Annotated in this window: 22 protein-coding genes; 8 read left to right on the top strand and 14 right to left on the bottom strand. The window is 72.2% G+C overall.

The window, feature by feature from the left end; all coding sequences use genetic code 11:
- Nucleotides 1–61: 61 nt before the first annotated feature.
- Entirely contained in the window at nt 62–211 is a 150-nt protein-coding gene (locus tag ACLFMI_RS02460) for a hypothetical protein (RefSeq protein WP_410946047.1), read from the top strand.
- 243 nt (nt 212–454) lie between these two features.
- Here the strand turns inward: ACLFMI_RS02460 and ACLFMI_RS02455 are convergent, their stop codons facing one another.
- On the bottom strand, nt 455–1,405 hold the full coding sequence (locus tag ACLFMI_RS02455) for a hypothetical protein (RefSeq protein ID WP_410946046.1): 951 nt from the start codon (nt 1,403–1,405) through the stop codon (nt 455–457).
- Between the two features lie 156 nt (nt 1,406–1,561).
- On the bottom strand, nt 1,562–2,398 hold the full coding sequence (locus tag ACLFMI_RS02450; protein WP_410946045.1) for an NUDIX domain-containing protein: 837 nt from the start codon (nt 2,396–2,398) through the stop codon (nt 1,562–1,564).
- A 134-nt stretch (nt 2,399–2,532) separates the two neighbouring features.
- Between ACLFMI_RS02450 and ACLFMI_RS02445 the strand changes: the two genes are divergently transcribed.
- From ACLFMI_RS02445 to ACLFMI_RS02435, 3 genes are all read left to right on the top strand, one after another.
- Nucleotides 2,533–3,528 carry an ABC transporter ATP-binding protein gene (locus tag ACLFMI_RS02445; RefSeq protein ID WP_410946044.1) on the top strand — a complete coding sequence of 332 codons (996 nt, stop codon included), beginning with the start codon at nt 2,533–2,535 and terminating at the stop codon, nt 3,526–3,528.
- Entirely contained in the window at nt 3,525–4,313 is a 789-nt protein-coding gene (locus ACLFMI_RS02440) for a hypothetical protein (RefSeq protein WP_410946043.1), read from the top strand. Before ACLFMI_RS02445 ends, ACLFMI_RS02440 begins: the two co-directional genes overlap by 4 nt.
- A gap of 80 nt (nt 4,314–4,393) precedes the next feature.
- Complete coding sequence (locus ACLFMI_RS02435; protein ID WP_410946042.1) at nt 4,394–4,693, top strand: 4a-hydroxytetrahydrobiopterin dehydratase; 300 nt, start codon at nt 4,394–4,396, stop codon at nt 4,691–4,693.
- Nucleotides 4,694–4,751: 58 nt separating this feature from the next.
- Here the strand turns inward: ACLFMI_RS02435 and ACLFMI_RS02430 are convergent, their stop codons facing one another.
- Nucleotides 4,752–5,564: a carbon-nitrogen hydrolase family protein gene (locus ACLFMI_RS02430; RefSeq protein ID WP_410946041.1), complete on the bottom strand. Its 813-nt coding sequence runs from the start codon at nt 5,562–5,564 to the stop codon at nt 4,752–4,754.
- 226 nt (nt 5,565–5,790) lie between these two features.
- On the opposite strand from ACLFMI_RS02430, the gene ACLFMI_RS02425 reads away from it, so the two are divergent.
- Both ACLFMI_RS02425 and mscL read left to right on the top strand, forming a co-directional pair.
- Entirely contained in the window at nt 5,791–6,849 is a 1,059-nt protein-coding gene (locus tag ACLFMI_RS02425; protein WP_410946040.1) for a 3-deoxy-7-phosphoheptulonate synthase, read from the top strand.
- A gap of 143 nt (nt 6,850–6,992) precedes the next feature.
- Nucleotides 6,993–7,502, top strand: a complete 510-nt coding sequence (mscL, locus tag ACLFMI_RS02420; protein ID WP_410946039.1) for a large conductance mechanosensitive channel protein MscL — start codon at nt 6,993–6,995, stop codon at nt 7,500–7,502.
- 47 nt (nt 7,503–7,549) lie between these two features.
- On the opposite strand, the gene ACLFMI_RS02415 is transcribed toward mscL, so the two are convergent.
- Both ACLFMI_RS02415 and ACLFMI_RS02410 read right to left on the bottom strand, forming a co-directional pair.
- Nucleotides 7,550–7,969, bottom strand: coding sequence for a YunG family protein (locus tag ACLFMI_RS02415; protein WP_410946038.1), 420 nt, complete (start codon nt 7,967–7,969; stop codon nt 7,550–7,552).
- Nucleotides 7,970–8,017: 48 nt separating this feature from the next.
- Nucleotides 8,018–8,512 (bottom strand): GNAT family N-acetyltransferase, encoded by a 495-nt coding sequence (locus tag ACLFMI_RS02410; protein ID WP_410946037.1) that lies wholly within the window; start codon nt 8,510–8,512, stop codon nt 8,018–8,020.
- A 193-nt stretch (nt 8,513–8,705) separates the two neighbouring features.
- Here ACLFMI_RS02410 and ACLFMI_RS02405 point away from each other — a divergent pair, with 193 nt between their 5' ends.
- Nucleotides 8,706–9,320, top strand: a complete 615-nt coding sequence (locus ACLFMI_RS02405; protein ID WP_410946036.1) for a hypothetical protein — start codon at nt 8,706–8,708, stop codon at nt 9,318–9,320.
- Nucleotides 9,321–9,446: 126 nt separating this feature from the next.
- Here ACLFMI_RS02405 and ACLFMI_RS02400 read toward each other — a convergent pair whose 3' ends face one another.
- The 4 genes from ACLFMI_RS02400 to ACLFMI_RS02385 form a co-directional block, all read right to left on the bottom strand.
- Entirely contained in the window at nt 9,447–10,082 is a 636-nt protein-coding gene (locus tag ACLFMI_RS02400; RefSeq protein ID WP_410946035.1) for a hypothetical protein, read from the bottom strand.
- Nucleotides 10,083–10,574: 492 nt separating this feature from the next.
- Complete coding sequence (locus ACLFMI_RS02395) at nt 10,575–10,916, bottom strand: hypothetical protein (protein WP_410946034.1); 342 nt, start codon at nt 10,914–10,916, stop codon at nt 10,575–10,577.
- A 242-nt stretch (nt 10,917–11,158) separates the two neighbouring features.
- The gene (locus ACLFMI_RS02390) at nt 11,159–11,449 is read right to left on the bottom strand and encodes a helix-turn-helix domain-containing protein (protein ID WP_410946033.1); all 291 of its coding nucleotides are present in this window, start codon (nt 11,447–11,449) and stop codon (nt 11,159–11,161) included.
- Nucleotides 11,450–11,812: 363 nt separating this feature from the next.
- Complete coding sequence (locus ACLFMI_RS02385; protein WP_410946032.1) at nt 11,813–12,316, bottom strand: hypothetical protein; 504 nt, start codon at nt 12,314–12,316, stop codon at nt 11,813–11,815.
- A 466-nt stretch (nt 12,317–12,782) separates the two neighbouring features.
- Between ACLFMI_RS02385 and ACLFMI_RS02380 the strand changes: the two genes are divergently transcribed.
- Nucleotides 12,783–13,592 carry a hypothetical protein gene (locus ACLFMI_RS02380; RefSeq protein WP_410946031.1) on the top strand — a complete coding sequence of 270 codons (810 nt, stop codon included), beginning with the start codon at nt 12,783–12,785 and terminating at the stop codon, nt 13,590–13,592.
- Between the two features lie 352 nt (nt 13,593–13,944).
- Here the strand turns inward: ACLFMI_RS02380 and ACLFMI_RS02375 are convergent, their stop codons facing one another.
- From ACLFMI_RS02375 to ychF, 5 genes are all read right to left on the bottom strand, one after another.
- Nucleotides 13,945–14,628 carry a class E sortase gene (locus ACLFMI_RS02375; RefSeq protein ID WP_410946293.1) on the bottom strand — a complete coding sequence of 228 codons (684 nt, stop codon included), beginning with the start codon at nt 14,626–14,628 and terminating at the stop codon, nt 13,945–13,947.
- The gene (locus tag ACLFMI_RS02370) at nt 14,628–16,025 is read right to left on the bottom strand and encodes a glycosyltransferase (RefSeq protein WP_410946030.1); all 1,398 of its coding nucleotides are present in this window, start codon (nt 16,023–16,025) and stop codon (nt 14,628–14,630) included. Before ACLFMI_RS02370 ends, ACLFMI_RS02375 begins: the two co-directional genes overlap by 1 nt.
- Nucleotides 16,022–16,189, bottom strand: coding sequence for a hypothetical protein (locus ACLFMI_RS02365; RefSeq protein ID WP_410946029.1), 168 nt, complete (start codon nt 16,187–16,189; stop codon nt 16,022–16,024). Before ACLFMI_RS02365 ends, ACLFMI_RS02370 begins: the two co-directional genes overlap by 4 nt.
- A 494-nt stretch (nt 16,190–16,683) precedes the next feature.
- Nucleotides 16,684–17,082, bottom strand: coding sequence for a hypothetical protein (locus tag ACLFMI_RS02360; protein ID WP_410946028.1), 399 nt, complete (start codon nt 17,080–17,082; stop codon nt 16,684–16,686).
- A 312-nt stretch (nt 17,083–17,394) separates the two neighbouring features.
- Nucleotides 17,395–18,468: a redox-regulated ATPase YchF gene (ychF, locus tag ACLFMI_RS02355; protein ID WP_410946027.1), complete on the bottom strand. Its 1,074-nt coding sequence runs from the start codon at nt 18,466–18,468 to the stop codon at nt 17,395–17,397.
- Between the last annotated feature and the right edge of the window lie 22 nt (nt 18,469–18,490).

Here is an 18,490-nt window from a genome sequence, read left to right as displayed (position 1 = left end):
CACACGGTATCCGGCTCGACCCCTTCACCCTGCCCGGGTGGCAGGTTAGCCTGACCTCATCATGGGTAAGGTCAAGAAGAAGTGCTGCCGGTCCAAGCCGAAGCGCTGCAAGGAGTGCCCGGTGGTGGCGATGCGGCTGTACAAGGCCGGCGCGGACGACCTGGACGGCAAGGCGTACCAGCGCGCACTGAAGGTCGCCCGGGTCTACTGAACCCTCTCTCGGGTCGCTGACCAGCGACGACACCGGCGTCCAGATCGGGCGGACGCACACGTCCGCAGGCCCGGGGCGGCTCCCGTGTACCCCGGCCCGACCCGGTTCCGCACGCGCCGCCGGCGCGGTTGCGACACCGTCCGGACGCCGCCGCCGACACCCGGGGACCGGCCGGGTGGAATGGCCGGGATCACACGGTCGGGGCGGTCACAACGCGGTCTCGGCCCGCGCTCCCGGCCACGCTCACCCGGCGGCGGACGGGAGCCCGGGTCCCGGTGGGCGGTCCGTGAGGACGTAGCGGACCGCGGCCACCACCCGGCCCGGCCGGTGCAGCACCTCGGCCGGATCGAGCACCAGCACCCGCCAGCCCGCCCGGCGCAGCACCGCACGTCGCCACTCGTCGCCGGTCCCGGCCACCAGGACCGCCGTGGCGTCGGTGGCCGGGGCGGGCGCGCCGGAACGGACCTCGACCGCCACCCGCGCCGCCGGGAACGCCAGCGGCACGACGACCCCGGCCACCGGGTGGTCGCAGCGCCACCCGCCGATCCGGGCCCGGACCAGCGCCGCCCGGATCCGGTGCGCGGCGCCCGCCCGGGCCCGGCGGAGCGCCCCGGCCAGGAGCTCCCCCGCGGCCGCGGACCCGCGCGCGCCGACGTTGCGGGCGTGCGCCGCCACCAGCCGTGCCGGGTCGAGCCGGTCGGCCCCGGGCGGCGCCGCGAGCACCCGGTCCAGCAGCGCCGCACCACCGGCCCCGCCCAGCTCCACGGCCGCCTCCAGGGCCGCGAGCGCCCGCCCGGTGACCGGAACCCCTCGATGCGCGGTGACATCGGCCGGGTCCAGGGCCCGTCGCCGGACGACGATCCCGTCCCGCGGTCGCGGGGCCCGGCGCCGCGGCACGGTGACCGTCACCGTTCCCGGTGGCCCGATCGGCAGCCCCCACCACCACGCCGCCGCGGCCCCGGAGAGCACGGCGTCCGCACCCGCCCACAGCACGGCGGCGCGGACCCCGGCCTCGACGGTGTCCGGGTGGGCCGCGTCCCGGTAGACGCGCGGTTGCACCGGGAGCCAGCGCCGGGCGGCCAGGATGCGGTCCACGGCGTCGACCGAGAGCCCGGCGGCACGGGCCTGGGCGCGGCTGAGCACTCCGGCCTGGGCGCCCAGCAGTTCCTCGATCGCGGATGCGGTCGGTGTCATGCAGCTCGGTGTCATGCAGCTCGGTGTCATGCAGCTCGGTGTCATGCAGCTCGGTGTCATGCGGCTTGGACGACACCGGGAGCCGATCGGTTCCCCGGATCCGGCGGAGATCGCCGTTCCGGCACCGGGAACCGCGGGTGGGGTCCGGTCGGAGAGTCACACGGACGGTCGGCGGCGCAGCAGGTCGAGCAGCTCGGCGACGACGGCGCGGTCGGCGTCCAGCCAGGCCAGCGTCGCGATCTCGCGCGGACCGGCCCAGCACAGCGCGCGGTGCTCGCGCGCGACCGGCTCCGGCGACCCGGGTTCGAGGTCGGCGCGGTACACCCGCAGCACGCGGCGCCCGATCGGCAGGTCGGTGCCGACTCGCCCGCCGACCCGGACCCCGGCGCCCAGCTCCTCACGACACTCCCGGGCCAGCGCCTCCGGCCCCGTCTCCCCCGCCTCGACGCCGCCCCCGGGCAGCTCCCACCGTCCGGCCAGTTCCGCCGGATAGGAACGCTGGGCGACGAGCACCCGGCCGTCCCGGACCATCGCGGCGCCGACCACCGCCGGAGCCGTGACGAGCTCGGCGGTCCGGGCGGCGAGGGCGTCCCGGCGGGCGTCGAGGAGCCGGCGGGCGAACCGGCCCAGCACGGGGTCGGAGAGCCGGCCCGGCGGACCGAGCGGCGGGGTCCAGGAGAGCTCGTCGCGCACCGCGGTGCCGCTCCCGCTCGGGGCCAGCACGGTCGCGTGTCGCAGCGCGGCCACCGGTCCGGCCGCCAGCCCGGACACCAGGCCGGTGGTCCCGGCACGGGTGATCCGGGCCCGGCAGCGGAGCAGCCCGCCGGCCAGCACGATCTCGACCTCGTCGCCGGCGACCAGCAGCCGGGTCGGGACCTCGAGCCGGGCCCCGGCCCGGGTCACCGCCGCCGCGGCGGGCGCGGCCTCACGCAACACGCCGGCGACGAGACGGGGCGGACCCGGGACGTGGTGGTCGAGGCTGCGCACCGGCACCCGGTGATCGTCGCAGGCTCCGGCCCCGGACCTGCCCACCCGGCTGCACCAGGTCGGGCCGGGGGCGGCGGCGCGGTGCGGCGAGTCCGCCGGAACGGCCACGCTCGCCGGCCCGGCCGGTCACGCTGGGACGCGTGCGTCCTGCCCTCGCCCCCGCTCCCGGTCCGCCTGTCGCTCCGGCCGGACGGCCACCCGCGGTTCGCGCGATCGGGGTCGGTCGCGGGTTCGGCGCGGTCCGGGCCCTCGACGACGTCGATCTGGACGTCCCGATGGGGTCGGTGCTCGGCCTGCTCGGCCCGAACGGGGCCGGGAAGACCACGCTGCTGCGGATGCTGCTGGGCCTGCTCGCTCCCACGGCGGGCACGGTCGAGTTGCTCGGTCGCCGGCTGCCGGACCGGGCGGCCGAGGTGCTCCCGCACGTCGGCGCCTTCATCGAGGGCCCGGCCCTGCACCCGCACCGCACCGGCCGGCAGAACCTGCTCCGGTACGCGGCCGCGGAACCCCTGCTGGAGACCCGGCGGATCCCGGCCGCGGTGGACGCGACCCTGGAGCGGGTCGGGCTGGCCGACGCGGCCGACCGGAAGGTCCTGACGTACTCGCCGGGCATGTGCCAGCGGCTCGGCCTCGCGGCCCCGCTGCTGACCCGGCGACGCCTGGTGGTCCTCGACGAGCCGACGAACGGGCTGGACCCGGCAGGCACCCTCGACGTCCGGCGGTTGATCGCCGACATGAACGCGGCCGGCGCCACCGTGCTGGTGAGCTCGCACCTGCTCGGCGAGATCGAGGCGACCTGCTCGCACGTCGCGGTGCTGCGGGCGGGCCGGCTCGTCGTCGCCGGGGAGCTGCGCGCGCTGCTGGCGGGCGGGCCGTCCGGGCTGGTCGTGACGACCCCGGACGGCGGCCGCGCGGTCCGCGCGCTGCAGTCCCGCGGCCTGGACGCCGAGCTGGGACCGGCGTCGCGGGTGCACGTCGCGCCCGGTCCGGCGGCCCCGGATGTGGTGGCGCTGCTGGTACACGCCGGCGTGGCGGTGCACGAGGTGGCGCGACCCGCCGCGCGGCTGGAGGAGGTCTTCGCCCGGCTCACCGGCGCACCGGCGCGGGTCCCCGCGGGTACGGGGACGCACCGGTGACCGCGCCGGTGACCGCTCCGGCCCGGCACCGTCCGGTGGCCCCGTTCGGCCGGCTGCTGCGCTCCGAGCTGGCCCTGGCCGTGGCACGCCCCCGCACCGCGGTGGCGCTCGGCGCGCTCGCGCTGGTCCCGGTGCTGGCGGCGATCGGGCTGGCCGGGAGCGCCGGCGCCGGGGCCCACGCGCTCGGCGTGCTGATGGTCGCGAACTCCGAGCCGGCGGCGTTCTCGCTGGGAATGCCGGTGGTGCTGGTCGCCGCCGACGCGTTCGCCGCCGAACGTGCCCGTCGCACGCTGGACGGCCTGCGGCTCGCCCCGGTCGGGCCCGGCCGGCTGGTGGCGCTCAAGGCGGCCGGGGTCACGGTGGCGGCGGGCCTCGCCGCGGTGACGGCGTCCGCGGTCGGCACCGCCGCCGGGCTGCTGGTGCTGGGCCCCGGCCCGTACGGCGTCGGGTCGACGCTGGCCCGGGCCGCGCTCGTCGCGGTGTGGATGACCGGCCAGCTCGCCGGGCTGGGGATGCTGCTGCTGGCGGTGTCGGCGGCGGTCCGGCGCCCGGCGGTCGCGGTGGCGGTCGGGCTGGCCGCGACGACGGTGGCGCCGACGGCCGGTGTGCTCTGGGACCCGATGGCGCCGCTGCTGCCCTCCGGGCACTGGCACGAGGTCCTCGCCGCGGTCACCGCGGTGCCGCCGGACCTCGGCTCGCTCGGCGCCACCGCGCTGCGGGCCGCCGGGTTCGCGGTCGCCGGAGCCGGCGTCACCGTGTACCTGCTGACCCGCCGCGAGACCTGACCGCCCGGCTGCCCGACAGGAACGCGGCCCGTCGGCCGTTCCACCGCGACGCCGGCCGCGCTCTGGTCCACGATGGCGACATGGCCACCCCGTTGCTGACCGACGACCAGATCACCGACGCGCTGAACACGCTGCCCGCCTGGGAGCGTGCCGGCGACGCGATCGTCCGCACCGCCAAACTGCCCGACTTCGTCGCGGCGGTGTCGGTGGTGGACCGGGTCGCCGAGGACGCCGAAGCCGCCGACCACCATCCCGACATCGACATCCGCTACAACACGCTGACCTTCCGGCTGTCCACGCACTCCGAGGGCGGGCTGACCGCGAAGGACACCGATCTGGCCGGCCAGATCTCGGACCGGATCAGCACCGCCGGGGGCTGACCGCGGGACCGGCCCGGTGCGGCCGGCCCCGACGGCACGGCCGGTGGCCGGCGACGGCTCAGAACCGGCGGTTGCGCAGCACCGGGATCTGTTCGCGGACCTGCTCCGCGGCGTCCGGGTCCACGTCGACGACCAGCAGGCCCGGCTCCGGCCCGAGCGCGTCGACGATCTCGCCACGCGGCCCGGCGACGGTGCTGTACCCGATCCCGGTCGGGGCCTTCCCGTGTTCGCGGCCCAGCGTCGTCGGGTCCGCCTGGTCGCACGCGACGACGAACGAGCCGGTGTCCAGCGCCCGCGCCCGGACCAGCAGCTCCCACTGCTCGCGCTTGCCCGCGCCCGCCCCCCACGAGGCGGGCACCATCAGCACCGCGGCGCCCTCGTCGGCGAGCCGCTGGTACAGGCCCGGGAACCGGACGTCGTAGCAGGTGGTGAGGCCGACGGTGGTCGGTCCGGTCCCGGGTCCACCGGCCTCCGGGACGGCGACGGTCACCGGGGCCTCCCCGGGCGCCACGGTGTCGGACTCGGCGAACCCGAAGGCGTCGTACATGTGGATCTTGTCGTAGTGCGTCTCGACCCCGGCCCCGGTGGCGAGCAGGGTGTTGCGGACCCGGCCGTCCCCGGAGGGGGTGAACATCCCGGCGACGACGGTCACCCCCGCCCCGGCCGCGACCTCCCGCACCCGGGTGGCCCACGGCCCGTCGAGCGGCTGAGCGACCGGGCCGAGCTTGACCCCGAAGCAGCACATCGTGGCCTCCGGGAACAGCACCAGCCGGGCGCCGGAGTCGGCGGCCTCGCGGGTCCGCCGCTCGACCTCGGCCAGGTTCGCCTCGGGGTCCGGGGTGGACGAGATCTGGGCCAGGGCGATCCGCATGGGTCGGTGGTACCACGCCGGTCGCCGTCCCGCGCTGGTCGTCGCCGGGCCGGCCGTGGGGTACGGTCGAGTCGTGCTGCGCCACTACTACTGGTTTCGCGAGCCGGCCCGGGATGGGTCGGCCTGCGCGGTAGTGCGCTGACCTCCATCCCCATGAGCCGGCATCACGGACCGGCTCGGGGCAGGTGATCCGGGGCGGTCCGCCGGGAAAGGACCACGACCCCCGATGAGCACGATGACCACCCCGTTGCTGGACGACCGGCGGATCGAGCAGATCAGCCCGCTGATCTCCCCGGCGTTGCTGCGCCACGAGCTGACCGCCGGCCCGGACGTCGCCGACACGGTGACCCGTGGCCGGGACGCCGTGCGCGGCGTGCTGGACGGTGCCGACGACCGGCTGCTGGTCGTCGTCGGGCCGTGCTCGGTGCACGACCCGGACGCCGCCCTGGACTACGCGCAGCGCCTCGCCGCCCGCGCCGCCGAGCACTCCGACGCGCTGTGCGTGGTCATGCGGACCTACTTCGAGAAGCCGCGTACCACGGTGGGCTGGAAGGGCCTGATCAACGACCCGGGCCTGAACGGCACGTTCGACGTCAATCGGGGCCTGCGCACCGCGCGGAAGCTGCTGCTCGACATCTCCGCCCTCGGTCTCCCGGTGGGGTGCGAGTTCCTCGACCCGATCACGCCGCAGTACATCGCCGACGTCGTCACCTGGGGGGCGATCGGTGCGCGCACGGCGGAGAGCCAGGTGCACCGCCAGCTGGTGAGCGGGCTGTCCATGCCGGTCGGGATCAAGAACGCCACCGACGGCAGCGTGCGCACGGCGGTCGACGGGATGCGGGCGGCCGCGGCGTCGCACGTGTTCATGGGCGTGAACTCGGACGGGCTGGCCGGGCTGGTCACCACGACCGGCAACCCGGACACCCACGTCATCCTGCGCGGCGGGGTGCGGCCGAACTACTCCGCCGACGACGTCGCCGAGGTCCGGCAGACCCTGCGCGAGGCGGGCATGCCGGAGCGGGTGGTGGTCGACGCCAGCCACGGCAACAGCGGCAAGGACCACGTGCGGCAGGCCACGGTCGTGCGCGAGCTGGCCGGGCGGATCGCCGCAGGGGAACGGGGCGTCACCGGGCTGATGCTGGAGAGCTTCCTGCTCGCCGGACGCCAGGACCTCGGCCCGGACATGCAGCGCGGGCTCTCGGTCACCGACGCCTGCATGTCCTGGGACACCACGGACGCCCTGCTCGGCGAGCTCGCCGACGCAGTGCGCTCCGGACGCCGCTGACCGGACGGGCCCGCGGCCCCCGGACGGGCCGCCCTGTGGCGCACGACCTCCGGATCGGGGCCTGTCCGTCCGCTGCGGACAGTGCCAGGCTCGCACGCGGGCGGCCGGGCACGGCCGACCGGAACCGGCCGGAGGTTACGGACATGATCAAGGGTTTCAAGGACTTTCTGCTGCGCGGCAACGTGGTGGACCTGGCCGTGGCGGTCGTGATCGGTGCCGCGTTCACCGCCGTGGTCACCGCCTTCACCGTGGCGTTCCTCAAGCCGCTGATCCAGTTGCTCTCCGGTGGCGGCGAGCTCGCCGGGGCGGTCCAGGTGAACGGGGTGACCTTCGACTGGGCGAGCTTCGTGAACGCCCTGATCACCTTCGCGATCACCGCGGCGGTGGTCTACTTCCTGGTCGTGCTGCCGCTGAAGACGATCCAGGAGCGGCGCAAGCGCGGTGAGGAGGCCGGCCCGGCCGATCCGACCGAGGTCGAGCTGCTCACCGAGATCAGGGACCTGCTGGTCGCCCAGCGTGAGGCGGACGGTGCGGCCGGCCGGCACGCGGCGACCGGACCGGACGCGGGCGGCGGACCGGACGCGGGCGGCGCCGGCCCCGGGAGCGGCTCGGGTGGCGGCGTGGCCACCGGGAGCGGTACCGGCACGGACTGACCGCCCCCTCCCCGGGCCCGTCCCGGGCGGCGATGCCCCCGACCCGGTCACCGCTGCGGCCCCGGGACGGCGAGCCGGGCGCAGACCCGCTCGCGCAACCGCTCGTACTGGGCCCGGCAACGCCGCGGCGGGCCGACCGGCCGGACGACCACCCGCGGCGGCTGGACGGTCTCGCCCGGCACGAACTGGTCCCCGGTCAGGTCGACCTCCGCCCCGCCCGGCAGCCGGTTCCACCAGTGGTAACCCTGCAACCGCCCGTCCCGGCTCCAGACCTCGGCCAGCAGCAGGTCGCCGCCGTAGAGGTCGTGCAGCACCAGGGCGGTGACCCCGCACTGCCCGCGGGACGGTCGGCCCGGCGTCCATGCCGTGACGTCGGCCTCGTCGCACGTGTCCCGGGCCCAGGACGACCGCAGCGCGGCCGCCGCCTCGGCGAGGGCCGGCAAGGCCGGTCGGATGGCTGCGGTCATGCCGGGGACGCTACGACCGACCCCCGACAGTTCCGGGGTCGTCGCAGCTCAGGAGCGGTGTGGCAGATCCTGTGGGACCGGGCGTTCCATCCGGATCTCCACGACGCCGTCCGGCCGGGCGACGGTGCCGAAATCGGCGAACCCGTGCCGGCGGTAGAGCCCCGACGCCGCGTCGTTCCCGATGACCACGTGCAGCGCGAGCCGCTCGGCGTGCCACGCCGCGGCCTGTGCCAGGACCGCCGACACCAGCGCGTCCCCGATCCCGAGACCGCGCCCGTGCGGGGCCACCCACAGCGACAACAGGTCGGCGATGCCCTCCGGGTCGGGCGGGATCGCGCACGCCATCCCGGCGGGTCGGCCGTCGAGATCGGCGACGAAGTACCGGCCGGGGGCGGCCAGCCGTTCCCGCCAGGCGGTCTCGCCGACGCCGAGCCATTCCTCGAGCCGGCTGTGGAACGCGTAGGGGGCCTCGGCGAGCGCGGCGATCCGGAGGTCTCGCCAGACCTCCCAGTCGTCGGGGTGCAGCTCCCGGACGTTGATCATTGCTGCCGCGGACCTCCGGCTCCGAACGGAAGGGTCGAACCTAGCAGCGGTCCCGGGCGCGCCGCCCCGCGCTGTGCGCGAGACGACCCGGCGGTGTCCGTGCTCCGGACGTCCCCTCGCCGGTCCCGATGCGATCCGGTCACGATTCGTCCCGTTCGCCAACCGGAACCGCCGGTGACTACGAACACCGACCATGCTGTCCGAACCACGCCATCGAGCCCGCTCGCCGTTCACGGGGTGGCCGTCCGGTCGACGCCGGCTGCTCGCGGCTGTTGCCGTCCTGGTTCTGGCGATCGCCGGAGTGCTGGGCGGGGTCATGTTCACTCGGACCGGCGGCCCGACCCCGGCCGCCGCCGAGCCCGGGCCCGGTGTCGCGGCGCTGGGCCCGCTCTCCGGCCCCCCGACCCTGTTCGGCCGGGTACAGGAGGTGCTCGACCCGGCGACGGCCGTGGTCGACGTGCAGGGGCGGCCGGTCACCGTGTCGATCACCGGGGTGGACATCACGCAGACCCCGGAGTGCGCACAGGCGGACGCTCTCGGGTTCGCCCGGGACACCCTGGCCGGCGAGGAGGTCACGCTGGTGCCGGATCCGACGCTGCCCGCGCCGGCGCCGGACTCGCCGACCTGGCCTGCGTACATGGTGCTGCCGAGTCAGCAGTCCTACACCGACGCGGCGCTGACCGCCGGCTGGGTGTCGCCGGGCGAGGGCCGCTACCGGGCGGGGTTCGAGACCGGCGAGCGGATCGCACAGGACGCCCGGGCGGGCATGTGGGGCGCACCCTGCAACCGGCCGGTGCCGGACCGGTAGCGGCGCGCCGGCGGCACAGGCGGATGCTGATGCCGGTGTCCCGTGCGCGGGACGCCACGGGCCGTGCCGCCCGGGCCGGGTCCATCGGCCCGGGCGGCACGTGCTCCGCAGCGAGCGATCGGCAGATCAGCCCTGGACGACACCCGAGTTGCTCTGGTCCACCGAGGTCGTGTCCTGCGACACCGGGCCGCTCGAGAGCAGGCCACCGATGTTGATCTGCGGGCTGACCTCCGCGTCGACGTCGAGCAGGCCGCCCTTCTGGGACGCGATCGCGTCACCGTCGGAGCCGTGCCCGGAGCCGTCCTGGGTGACGCCGCTGTTCGACCGGTCGACGTCGGTGGTGGACTGCTCGACCGGGCCGGAGTTGAGGATGCCGCCGACGTTCGCGGACGGGCTGACGTCCAGCCCGAGACCCACGAGGTCGTCGACCTGGACGGCCTCCAGGTCGCCGCAGCCGGACTGCGTGACGCCGGAGTTGGACTTGTCCAGCTTCGTGGACTGCTGGGACACCGGGCCGTCGTTGCCGATCCCGCCCAGGTTCAGCGCCGGGTCGACGGCGGCGTCGGCACCCAGCAGGCCACCCTTCTGGTGGGCGACCGAGTTCCCGCAGTCCCCCTTGCCCTTGTCGTGGCCGCCGCCGTCGCCGTAGTCGCCGGCGAAGGCGAATCCCGCCCCGGCGACGGTCATCGGGACGGCGAGGGCGCCGACAGCGGCGATGCGGCGGATGGACGGCCGGCGGGCGGGGATGCGGGGAGCGCTCATAGTCATCGATCTCCTTCTCGTCGGGATGAACCGATTCCCGACCGCTCACGGTGCGTCACGAATCGGCGTGGCCGGAAACGTAGCGATGCCATCACCGGCAGATAGAACCGACCCTCATTGAACGCTGCATCAGCGTTCCGACATCGGGCGTCACGACCGCTCGTCGTGGACCGCTGACACTCTGCGCAACCAGTAGTCGGCTCTCATGTCACTATCCGTGATCGAATCGCTCCGACCGGGAACGTTACGGTCGTGATCTCGAATGAGCTGCACATCACACCCGGGCAACGCCCGTGACCCGCGCGCGTCCCGGGTTCCGGCTGCATCGGAACCCGGCCGGGCGACACCCGATCGCACCTTCCGACCTGCATGATCGTCCGGAGGACGGCCCGGTTCCGCGACGTCCACCGTGGCGGGTGCCGCCGGTCGGCCGCATCACGATCGCCGAACGGTGGCGTGCTCGTGGCGGCCCGCGATAGTCGGTACGGCCGTTCAGGCGAGACCGACACCTCCATCCGGACGTGGCGAGCCCGCGCCGTCGCGGTCACCCGGCCCCGGCCCGGCGGGTCCGGAGCGCTGCTCGTACTCGGCGAGCCAGTCGTGGCCCTGCCGGCTGACCCGTACCCGCGCCAGGTCGTCGCCCGGCCCGCCCGTGGCCGGCTCGATGTAGCCCTGCTCCCGCAGCGACGAGGCGAACTGATCCGCCAACGACTGCTGCTCGGGCGTCACCGCGCCGGCGCCGAAGATCACGGTCACCGGTGCGACGTCGTCGTCCCCCGCCAGGACCCGCCGCAGGAACTCGGCGAGCTGGCCCTCGGCCTTGAAGCTGGTCATGGTGTGTGACGGTAGCCACCGTCGCCGACAGCCGCGAGAGCCCGCTGATCCGCACCGGACGCAGCCCCGGGGCCGGCATCCCTGCCCAGAGCGCCGACCGCGCGCCGTTCCCCGAGAACGCGCACCACACCGGAGAACGCGCGCCCGATCGGATGCGCGTTCTCCGATCACGTGCGCGTTCGGCCCCGCGACGGGGCAGGAGACAGCGCAGGTGGCAGAGCAGGTGGCGGAGCGGGTGACGGTCACGCGGGCTGCAGCGGCTCGATGCTGTCCAGCCCCGGGCCGAGCTTGTCCCGCTCGATCTCCAGGTCGTAGCGGTTCCGCAGGTTGGTCCGGAACAGGTCGGTCGTACCGGAGTAGCGGGCGAGTCGCAGCGCCCGGGTCGGCGCTGATCCGCCGCTTGCCGTGCACGATCTCGTTGATCGAGAGTGGTACGCCGATCGCGATCGCGACCTTGGCTGCGTGACGCCGAGCGGCGCGATGAGCTCCTCCACCAGCACCTCGCCGGGGTGAACGGGGGCGAGCTCGTCCATCGGAGCGAGCGGTCTCCCCTCAGCGACTCGAGCGGGGTTACCGGGTGACGATCGAAGGTCGTCGAGGGTCACCGCGGCGCCGGGGACGCCAGCATCACGCAACGCGTCAATGACGTCAGACGTTGAACCGGAACGAACTAGCACGATCCGCGGGCTTGCGGGTTCCCGATCGCACACGGACTGACCTGCGTGGATGACGTCCGCGCCATGTGGCTGCTTATCGGTATCGGTGGGCATGCTGACGAACGGCTGACGAACGGACATCCTGCGCACGCCGGAGACCGAGACCGAACTCGACGCAGTACCCCCGGACGGGCCGAGGACCGTTGCAGCCCGGTACTGCCACCGAGAGATTGCACCGCGTCAGCAGTCGCTCTTGGGGACCAGCCCTTGCTGGCACGCGTACTGCATCTGAATCTCGCCGCTGGTCGGCGCACGGCCAGCGGACGTACCCGGGTCCAGGTATCCCTGGTAAGCGGAGCACGACGAGTCGAACTGCCCGGCGGCCATCGCCTGCTGCGCGCAGCCACCACCAGGCTTCTTCGTCGCCCCCTTCTCTGCGGACCGTGGGGCCTGGCTGCGCTTGGCCGCCTCCTGCGCTTCCGCCCTCTCCTCGGCCGCCTTCTCCGCCGCTGCGGCCCGGTCCCGCTCCCTTTGGGTCGCCTCGATCGCTCCGCCCACTGCCACGCTCAGGCTGGACGAGCCAGCGTCGACGCGGGGCAGCAGGCTGGCGGCGGGTGCGGACTGGCCGGCCAACGGGACCGCCGGCTCAAGGTCGACTCGGTCTGCGCCCGACGCGGCGGTGCACGCGGCGGTGGTGAAGGTGGCTGCGATGACACCGGCAAGGGCGAAGCGGCCGATACTCATCGTTGACCCCAGTTCGTGACGCCGACCCCACGACTCGGGGCTCTACCCACCGTGTCGCGAATGGCTCAACGATGGTTACTGCGACCGCCGAATCGTCACCACTCCTGATGAGCGTGGCGGGAGCACGCACTTCGCGATCCCCTGACCCCCGGGCACCTGCACGGCACCGTTGACGAGCGGGGAACCGCGATCCAGGCAGGTCAAGACGTCCTCTGGAGTCCGTGACTGTCCGACCGGTCAACTGTTGGTCACTCAGCTAGACACTCGCCGGCATCTCACCGGCCGGGGACGGCCCAGTCTGCGTCGAGGCTCCGCCGCTGACCGTTGTTGACCGGTCTCAGTGGCAGGTGTGGCACGGCAGTCGGACCGACTCAGCCCTCCCGGACCGGGCCCGGCCCCGGCATCGGCATCGGCATCGGCATCGGCATCGGCATCCGCACGATCGTGATGTAGGCATCATGGTCTGGTGGTGAAGGACCGGCTCGAGGAGAAGGTCGCGCGGGAGCTGGTGGCCGACGAGCTCGACGCGACAGTGACGCAGTACGACGACGGCTCGAAGTCCTCGATGGTGGACGCGCTTATCGACCATCCGGACGGACGTCATGCCGCGATGGAGATCATCGGCGATCACGACGGCAGGTTCTACGCACTGTGGAGGAAGCTGGAGCGCGTCGGCCACGAGATTGAGGGCTCAGGTATTCAAAGCGGGTGGTTGGTGGTCCTCTACCACCGGGCGAAGTTCCGCGATGTTTATCAACAGCTCCCCGGGCTCCTCGTCGATCTGGAGCATGCCGGGCTCAGCGACCTCCGCCAGGCGCACCGTGCTCCGCACTGGCCCCTCTATCACGCTGCGGAGAACCTCGGAGTCCGGATGGCTTACGCCGCCGCGAGCGTTGCTCCAGGGACGGGGAAGCTCCGTGCCGAGGGATGGAGCGGTATCTCGGGCTCGACTACGCCCGCGCAATGGGTCGCCGACGTCCTCGCAGACAACCCCGACGTGGCGGCGAAGCTCGCGGCTCACGAAGACGTGTCCGAGCGGCATGCGTTCATCTGGTCGACGATTGGGACCGACTACGCGGTCCAGTTCGGGCTGGAGAAGCGCGACGACCAAGTTGATCTTGACCAGACTCCGCCAGAGCTGCCCGACGGCGTCACGCATGTGTGGATCGCCGGCTCGATGTCGAGCCAGGGCGCTATCGCCTGGAGCCCTGGCCGCGGATGGTGGCGAACTGCGTGGACCGGCCCGTCTGTCGAGGCGCTGGCCGAGCCGGAGTGACCCTACCAACCCAGGAGTTCGGTACGTGTTCGAGCGACCGGCACAGGACAACCCCACCCGCCTAACCTCGGTCCGACCCCGCATCTCGCAAACGTGCTTATCGTGATCGCACCCGATGGCCCAGCGCCTCATGCTCACGCCGCGCCGTCGCTACCAACTTTGAGCTGCGGTGTTGCTGTGGAGTGAGAGTACGGATCGAACCCGTGTAGCCAGTTTGGAAGGCCTCGCGAGACTGGCGCTCCCCGGCAACAACCTGCAGATTCCAGGAACCGGACGCTTCCGTGTTTGCCCGTGATTAGCCGGTACTAGTTGCACGTCGCCGTCGAGCCGACGACGTCTGATCCGAGACGCACTAAAACGTGCCGACCGGCCTGACCTCGGACTCCGTTAAGACTCCGTGCACGATGAGACGCTGCGCTGAGGAGTTCCAAGGGTGACAGGTAGTCAAGGTGATCAGTGCTGCGGTCGCTTCTGCCGTCTCCTTCTGGCCCGGAACAGGATTCAGGACGTCATCACGGCTCGGCGTCACGATCTGCCGCCCCGGGACTGGCCCGGGCGCGAGTCCACAGTTGGTTGTCGACGAATCCGCGTACGGGAGCACCTCGTAGGTCAGGTACCTCGTTTCAGTTGCGACCTCGATGACGTCGCAGGGCCGGAGTTGATCCAGCTGTTCGAAGACTCCAGCACGACCGTTGCGATGACCCGCGACGGCGAAGTTGCCGACCTCCCCAGGTCCTGCCGTAGCTCGGTAGTGGCCCGGACCGCGAGACAGCACATCGGGACCGGTTCCTTGGAGAACGACATAGTCCATGTCGGTGCCGAGGCGAGGGATACGCATGCGTGCCAATGGCGTCCCGTCCGGAGCACCTTCTGAGTGCCCGACTACCGGCTCGGCCGCTCCCGCCTGGTCGAGCGCTGCCTTAGCCTGCGACTGCCCCTCAGCGAACTTCAGGCGGTCCTGCGCCGCAGCAGCACCGAGGAGCCCAGCAGTCACCAGCCCGGCCAGTAGCAGGAGGGCGCCCCCAATCCGCCACATCATGCGGCGACGAGCGCGCGCTGGGGATCCTCAGCCTCGGCCACGGTTGTCTCCGCCCGTACCTCCACGGTCTGCCGGGTGCCCCACCCTGTCTTCCAGCAGGTGAGGATTCCGTACCAGCGGATTCCTCGGAGGAAGAAGAACGCCCACATCACCGCCAACGGGAACATCGCCAGCGTCAGTAGCTGGGACCCCAGCGAGACATCGGAGCGACGGTAGGTCATGTAGCGGAACGCCTGCATGAGTCCGATCGCGGCAGTGACGACGAGCATCCACGGCGCGAGACCGACACCGGCCAGCGGCGCGACCACGAAGAGCGCGATCACCAGCATGCTTGACACCAGCATCTGGACCCAGGTCAAGGCATGCAGCCAGAACGCGACCTCGGTCATCGGCAGGTAGCGGGCCCGCCAGCAGGACCGGATGAAGCTCCCGCGCATCCATCGAACGTACTGGCGGGCGTGGTGAGACACAGTCTCCGGCATCGCCGACAGCACCACCGCGGAGGGCTGCTGGACGGTACGACCCCGCATCTTCGCGTAGAGCGTAAGCATGGAGTCGTCGGAGAACGAAACACGCCGGCCCATGAACGACTCGTTCAGGTAGCCGTCGAGATTGTCCCTGCAGACCGCTGCGCGATAGGCGGCAAGCGGACCAGAGTTGACCAGAACCGAGCCGACCGCCGAGAGCCCAGAGCGAGTGACGAGCTGAGCAGTGACGAACCACAGGTCGGTCAGTCTGGTGAGCCAGTTCTTGTCGACGTTGGACGCGACGACGATCCCCGCAACCGACTGCACCTTCTCCGACCGGAACGGCCGCAGAAGCTCCCGGATAGCGCGACGGTCGAGCAGCGCGTCGGAGTCCACTGTCACGTAGATGTCGGTGTCGGAGGTATCGGCGAACACGACGCCCTGTGCGTGACGCTTGCCCTGATTGGCCGTGCGCACCCACCTGGCCTCGACCCCGGCCAAGCGCGCGGCGCGGCCGAACTCGCGGTAGATCTGCCCGTAGTCCACCTTCGCCAGGTCAGAACCATCGTCGACCACGTAGACGAGGTTCGGGCGGCGCTCCTGCTCCAACAGCGACCACAGGCAGCGTCGCAGCAGTTCCGGATCCTCGTTGTACACCGGCACGGGCACTGTCACATGCAGCTTGTCGAGCACGAGCTTCTCGTGCCACGGCCACGCCGCGACCGGACGTTCTAGGAAGTAGAGGATCGTCTGGAGAACGATGAAGGCGAACCCGATAGTGAACAGCAGGCCGAACTGCGTTCCGTCCCCGTCGAGCGCACGGAGTGTCTCCACAGCGTGATGACCAGCCCACGCCGCGATTATGAGAAGCGCGACGATACCCAGCACGATTGCCGTCGAGCGACGACGAGTGACGGTGACGCTCATCGCGACCCGACCCCGCGCCGACGGCGGAAACCGATCCGCAGGCCGGCGATGCCAGCAGCGATCAGCAGGACGGCGATACCGGCGATCCACCACTGCTCGACCGTGACCCCGAAGATCGCGATCGTAGGTACACCAGTGAGCGCCAGGCGCCCGTAATCAGACATGGGTGATCTTCCAAGGGTCGAATGAGAGGTGGGTGAGATCAGAAGCATCCGGACCTGCGACAAGCGGCATCGGCGGCGCGCTGTCTAGCTCGTTTCCCGTATCTCACCGCGTCCATCGAGGGGATCGCCGGCCGCATTATCAGCACCCACGCTCGATCATCACTTCTGTGGAGCTGCCCCTGAACGAGACCTCACCGCTCGTGGCCCTGGAGGCCTGGCAACGTCCCCAACCGCGCCTGGGCCAACGTAGCCCAACGACACCAGCCGGTACCTCATTTCGGCACTCCTCGGGCCTGCCGGACCGTCCTCGGTCACGCCTCGGCATGCCGCCAGCTCGACAGTTGGAGATGTACTGCCGCTGGGGAAATACCGACCACCCGAAACACCGGCGATCCGGCCTCTGACCTGCCGATTCGTTGGTCGGGGCGGGTCGTCGTTGGGCGTCGCTGGTCGGGCTAGTTTGTACCGGATCTGTACCGGGCTGCCGTGTCCCGCTACTCCACTGCGTTGCTGACCACACTGGTCAGCGCGAGCCCCGCCCAGCCGCGGGCGACAGGCTGAGCCTGGGCGTTCACAACGGTCGTCCCGTCTCGCCGGGAGGCGTAGGCATCGCCTGTGTACCGCACGGTCCGGAAGCGCCCTCGTTCGCGGGACAGCTCGGTCACGTTGCCGGTCCCACCGGTGTCCATGAGCGCCTTGAGCTGGCGAGCCTCGGCCTCGGTGGGCATGTCGACCCACGCGACCGGAACGAGCGCCACGTCGCCGTTGCGGTCCCGCACCTCGAAATGCGCTCGACGCAACGACGAGCACGGGTGCACTCGGAAGAACTCGCGGACCTGGCCGTATGAGTGAGCAGTGCAGTCGGCATCGTCATCGACGATCCGGCCGGTCACGCGAAGTCCGCCGCTTGTCAGTCGCCCCTGCACGCTGTCCACGTTTCGCGAGGCCGGTTGCGATCCGCTCCGTACCCCAGAACCGGACGATGCACCGCCGGAAGACGACGCGGCCCCACCAGCGGCGCCACCAGCAGCGACCGCTACTGCGATCGCAATCGCGGCGAGGAGCCCACCGCCCTTGCTGCCCTTGTCGCTTCCGCCACCTGCGCCACCGATGCGCCTACCGGCCAACGCCGGCTCCGTGCCTGATCACGATCGGACCGTCGCCAGAACGTGACAGGGTGTTACACCGGTGCGCGTCCAGCGCCTTCAGACGTTGAACCGGAACTCGACGACGTCGCCGTCGTGCATGACGTAGTCCTTGCCCTCCATCCGCACCTTGCCCGCCGACTTCGCGGCGCTCATCGAGCCGGCGACGACCAGGTCGTCGTAGGAGACGATCTCGGCCTTGATGAAGCCCCGCTCGAAGTCGGTGTGGATGACGCCGGCGGCCTGCGGTGCGGTGTCGCCCTGCCGGATCGTCCAGGCTCGGGCCTCCTTGGGCCCGCCGGTGAGGTAGGTCTGCAGGCCCAGGGTGGAGAACCCGGCGCGGGCCAGCTGGGCCAGGCCCGGCTCGTCCTGCCCGATCGAGGACAGCAGCTCGGCCGCCGACTCGTCGTCGAGCTCGAGCAGCTCCGCCTCGACCTTGGCGTCCAGGAACACCGCCTGCGCCGGGGCGACCAGCTCGGCGAGCTCCTTGCGCCGGGCGTCGTCGGAGAGGACCGCCTCGTCCGCGTTGAACACGTACAGGAACGGCTTGGTGGTGAGCAGCGTCAGCTCGCGCAGCGGCTCCGGGTCCAGCCCGGCCTGGAACAGCGTCCGGCCCTCGTCCAGCACCGTCTGCGCCTGCTGCGCCGCCTCCAGCGCCGGGCGCCTGTCCTTGTGCGTGCGGGCCTCCTTCTCCAGCCGCGGGAGTGCCTTCTCCAGCGTCTGCAGGTCGGCCAGGACCAGCTCGGTCGCGATCGTCTCGATGTCCGACGACGGGTCGATCCGGCCGTCGACGTGCACCACGTCCGGGTCGTCGAAGATCCGCACGACCTGGCAGATCGCATCCGACTCGCGGATGTTGGCGAGGAACTTGTTGCCCAGGCCCGCACCCTCGGACGCGCCCTTGACGATGCCGGCGATGTCGACGAACGACACGGTCGCCGGAATGATCTTGTCCGAGGAGAAGATCCGGGCCAGCTCGCCCAGGCGCGAGTCCGGCAGCGGCACCACGCCGACGTTCGGCTCGATCGTCGCGAACGGGTAGTTCGCGGCGAGGACGTCGTTCCGGGTCAGCGCGTTGAACAGGGTCGACTTGCCGACGTTGGGCAGACCGACGATGCCGAGGGTGAGGGACACGGCGGTCCAGGGTAGTCGCGAC

The sequence above is a fragment of the Pseudonocardia nantongensis genome, assembly GCF_046546495.1.
In the GTDB taxonomy this organism is placed as follows: domain Bacteria; phylum Actinomycetota; class Actinomycetes; order Mycobacteriales; family Pseudonocardiaceae; genus Pseudonocardia; species Pseudonocardia nantongensis.
Note: the sequence above shows the minus strand (reverse complement) of the source record. Positions and strands in the feature narration are given on the sequence as shown.

Bases quoted from the DNA above. Each gene is read 5' to 3' on its own strand.
- ACLFMI_RS02460 (WP_410946047.1), top strand. From the start codon at position 62: ATGGGTAAGGTCAAGAAGAAGTGCTGCCGGTCCAAGCCGAAGCGCTGC.
- ACLFMI_RS02455 (WP_410946046.1), bottom strand. From the start codon at position 1,405: ATGACACCGACCGCATCCGCGATCGAGGAACTGCTGGGCGCCCAGGCC.
- ACLFMI_RS02435 (WP_410946042.1), top strand. From the start codon at position 4,394: ATGGCCACCCCGTTGCTGACCGACGACCAGATCACCGACGCGCTGAAC.
- ACLFMI_RS02430 (WP_410946041.1), bottom strand. From the start codon at position 5,564: ATGCGGATCGCCCTGGCCCAGATCTCGTCCACCCCGGACCCCGAGGCG.
- ACLFMI_RS02425 (WP_410946040.1), top strand. From the start codon at position 5,791: ATGAGCACGATGACCACCCCGTTGCTGGACGACCGGCGGATCGAGCAG.
- mscL (WP_410946039.1), top strand. From the start codon at position 6,993: ATGATCAAGGGTTTCAAGGACTTTCTGCTGCGCGGCAACGTGGTGGAC.
- ACLFMI_RS02415 (WP_410946038.1), bottom strand. From the start codon at position 7,969: ATGACCGCAGCCATCCGACCGGCCTTGCCGGCCCTCGCCGAGGCGGCG.
- ACLFMI_RS02410 (WP_410946037.1), bottom strand. From the start codon at position 8,512: ATGATCAACGTCCGGGAGCTGCACCCCGACGACTGGGAGGTCTGGCGA.
- ACLFMI_RS02405 (WP_410946036.1), top strand. From the start codon at position 8,706: ATGCTGTCCGAACCACGCCATCGAGCCCGCTCGCCGTTCACGGGGTGG.
- ACLFMI_RS02400 (WP_410946035.1), bottom strand. From the start codon at position 10,082: ATGAGCGCTCCCCGCATCCCCGCCCGCCGGCCGTCCATCCGCCGCATC.
- ACLFMI_RS02395 (WP_410946034.1), bottom strand. From the start codon at position 10,916: ATGACCAGCTTCAAGGCCGAGGGCCAGCTCGCCGAGTTCCTGCGGCGG.
- ACLFMI_RS02390 (WP_410946033.1), bottom strand. From the start codon at position 11,449: ATGGACGAGCTCGCCCCCGTTCACCCCGGCGAGGTGCTGGTGGAGGAG.
- ACLFMI_RS02385 (WP_410946032.1), bottom strand. From the start codon at position 12,316: ATGAGTATCGGCCGCTTCGCCCTTGCCGGTGTCATCGCAGCCACCTTC.
- ACLFMI_RS02375 (WP_410946293.1), bottom strand. From the start codon at position 14,628: ATGTGGCGGATTGGGGGCGCCCTCCTGCTACTGGCCGGGCTGGTGACT.
- ACLFMI_RS02370 (WP_410946030.1), bottom strand. From the start codon at position 16,025: ATGAGCGTCACCGTCACTCGTCGTCGCTCGACGGCAATCGTGCTGGGT.
- ACLFMI_RS02365 (WP_410946029.1), bottom strand. From the start codon at position 16,189: ATGTCTGATTACGGGCGCCTGGCGCTCACTGGTGTACCTACGATCGCG.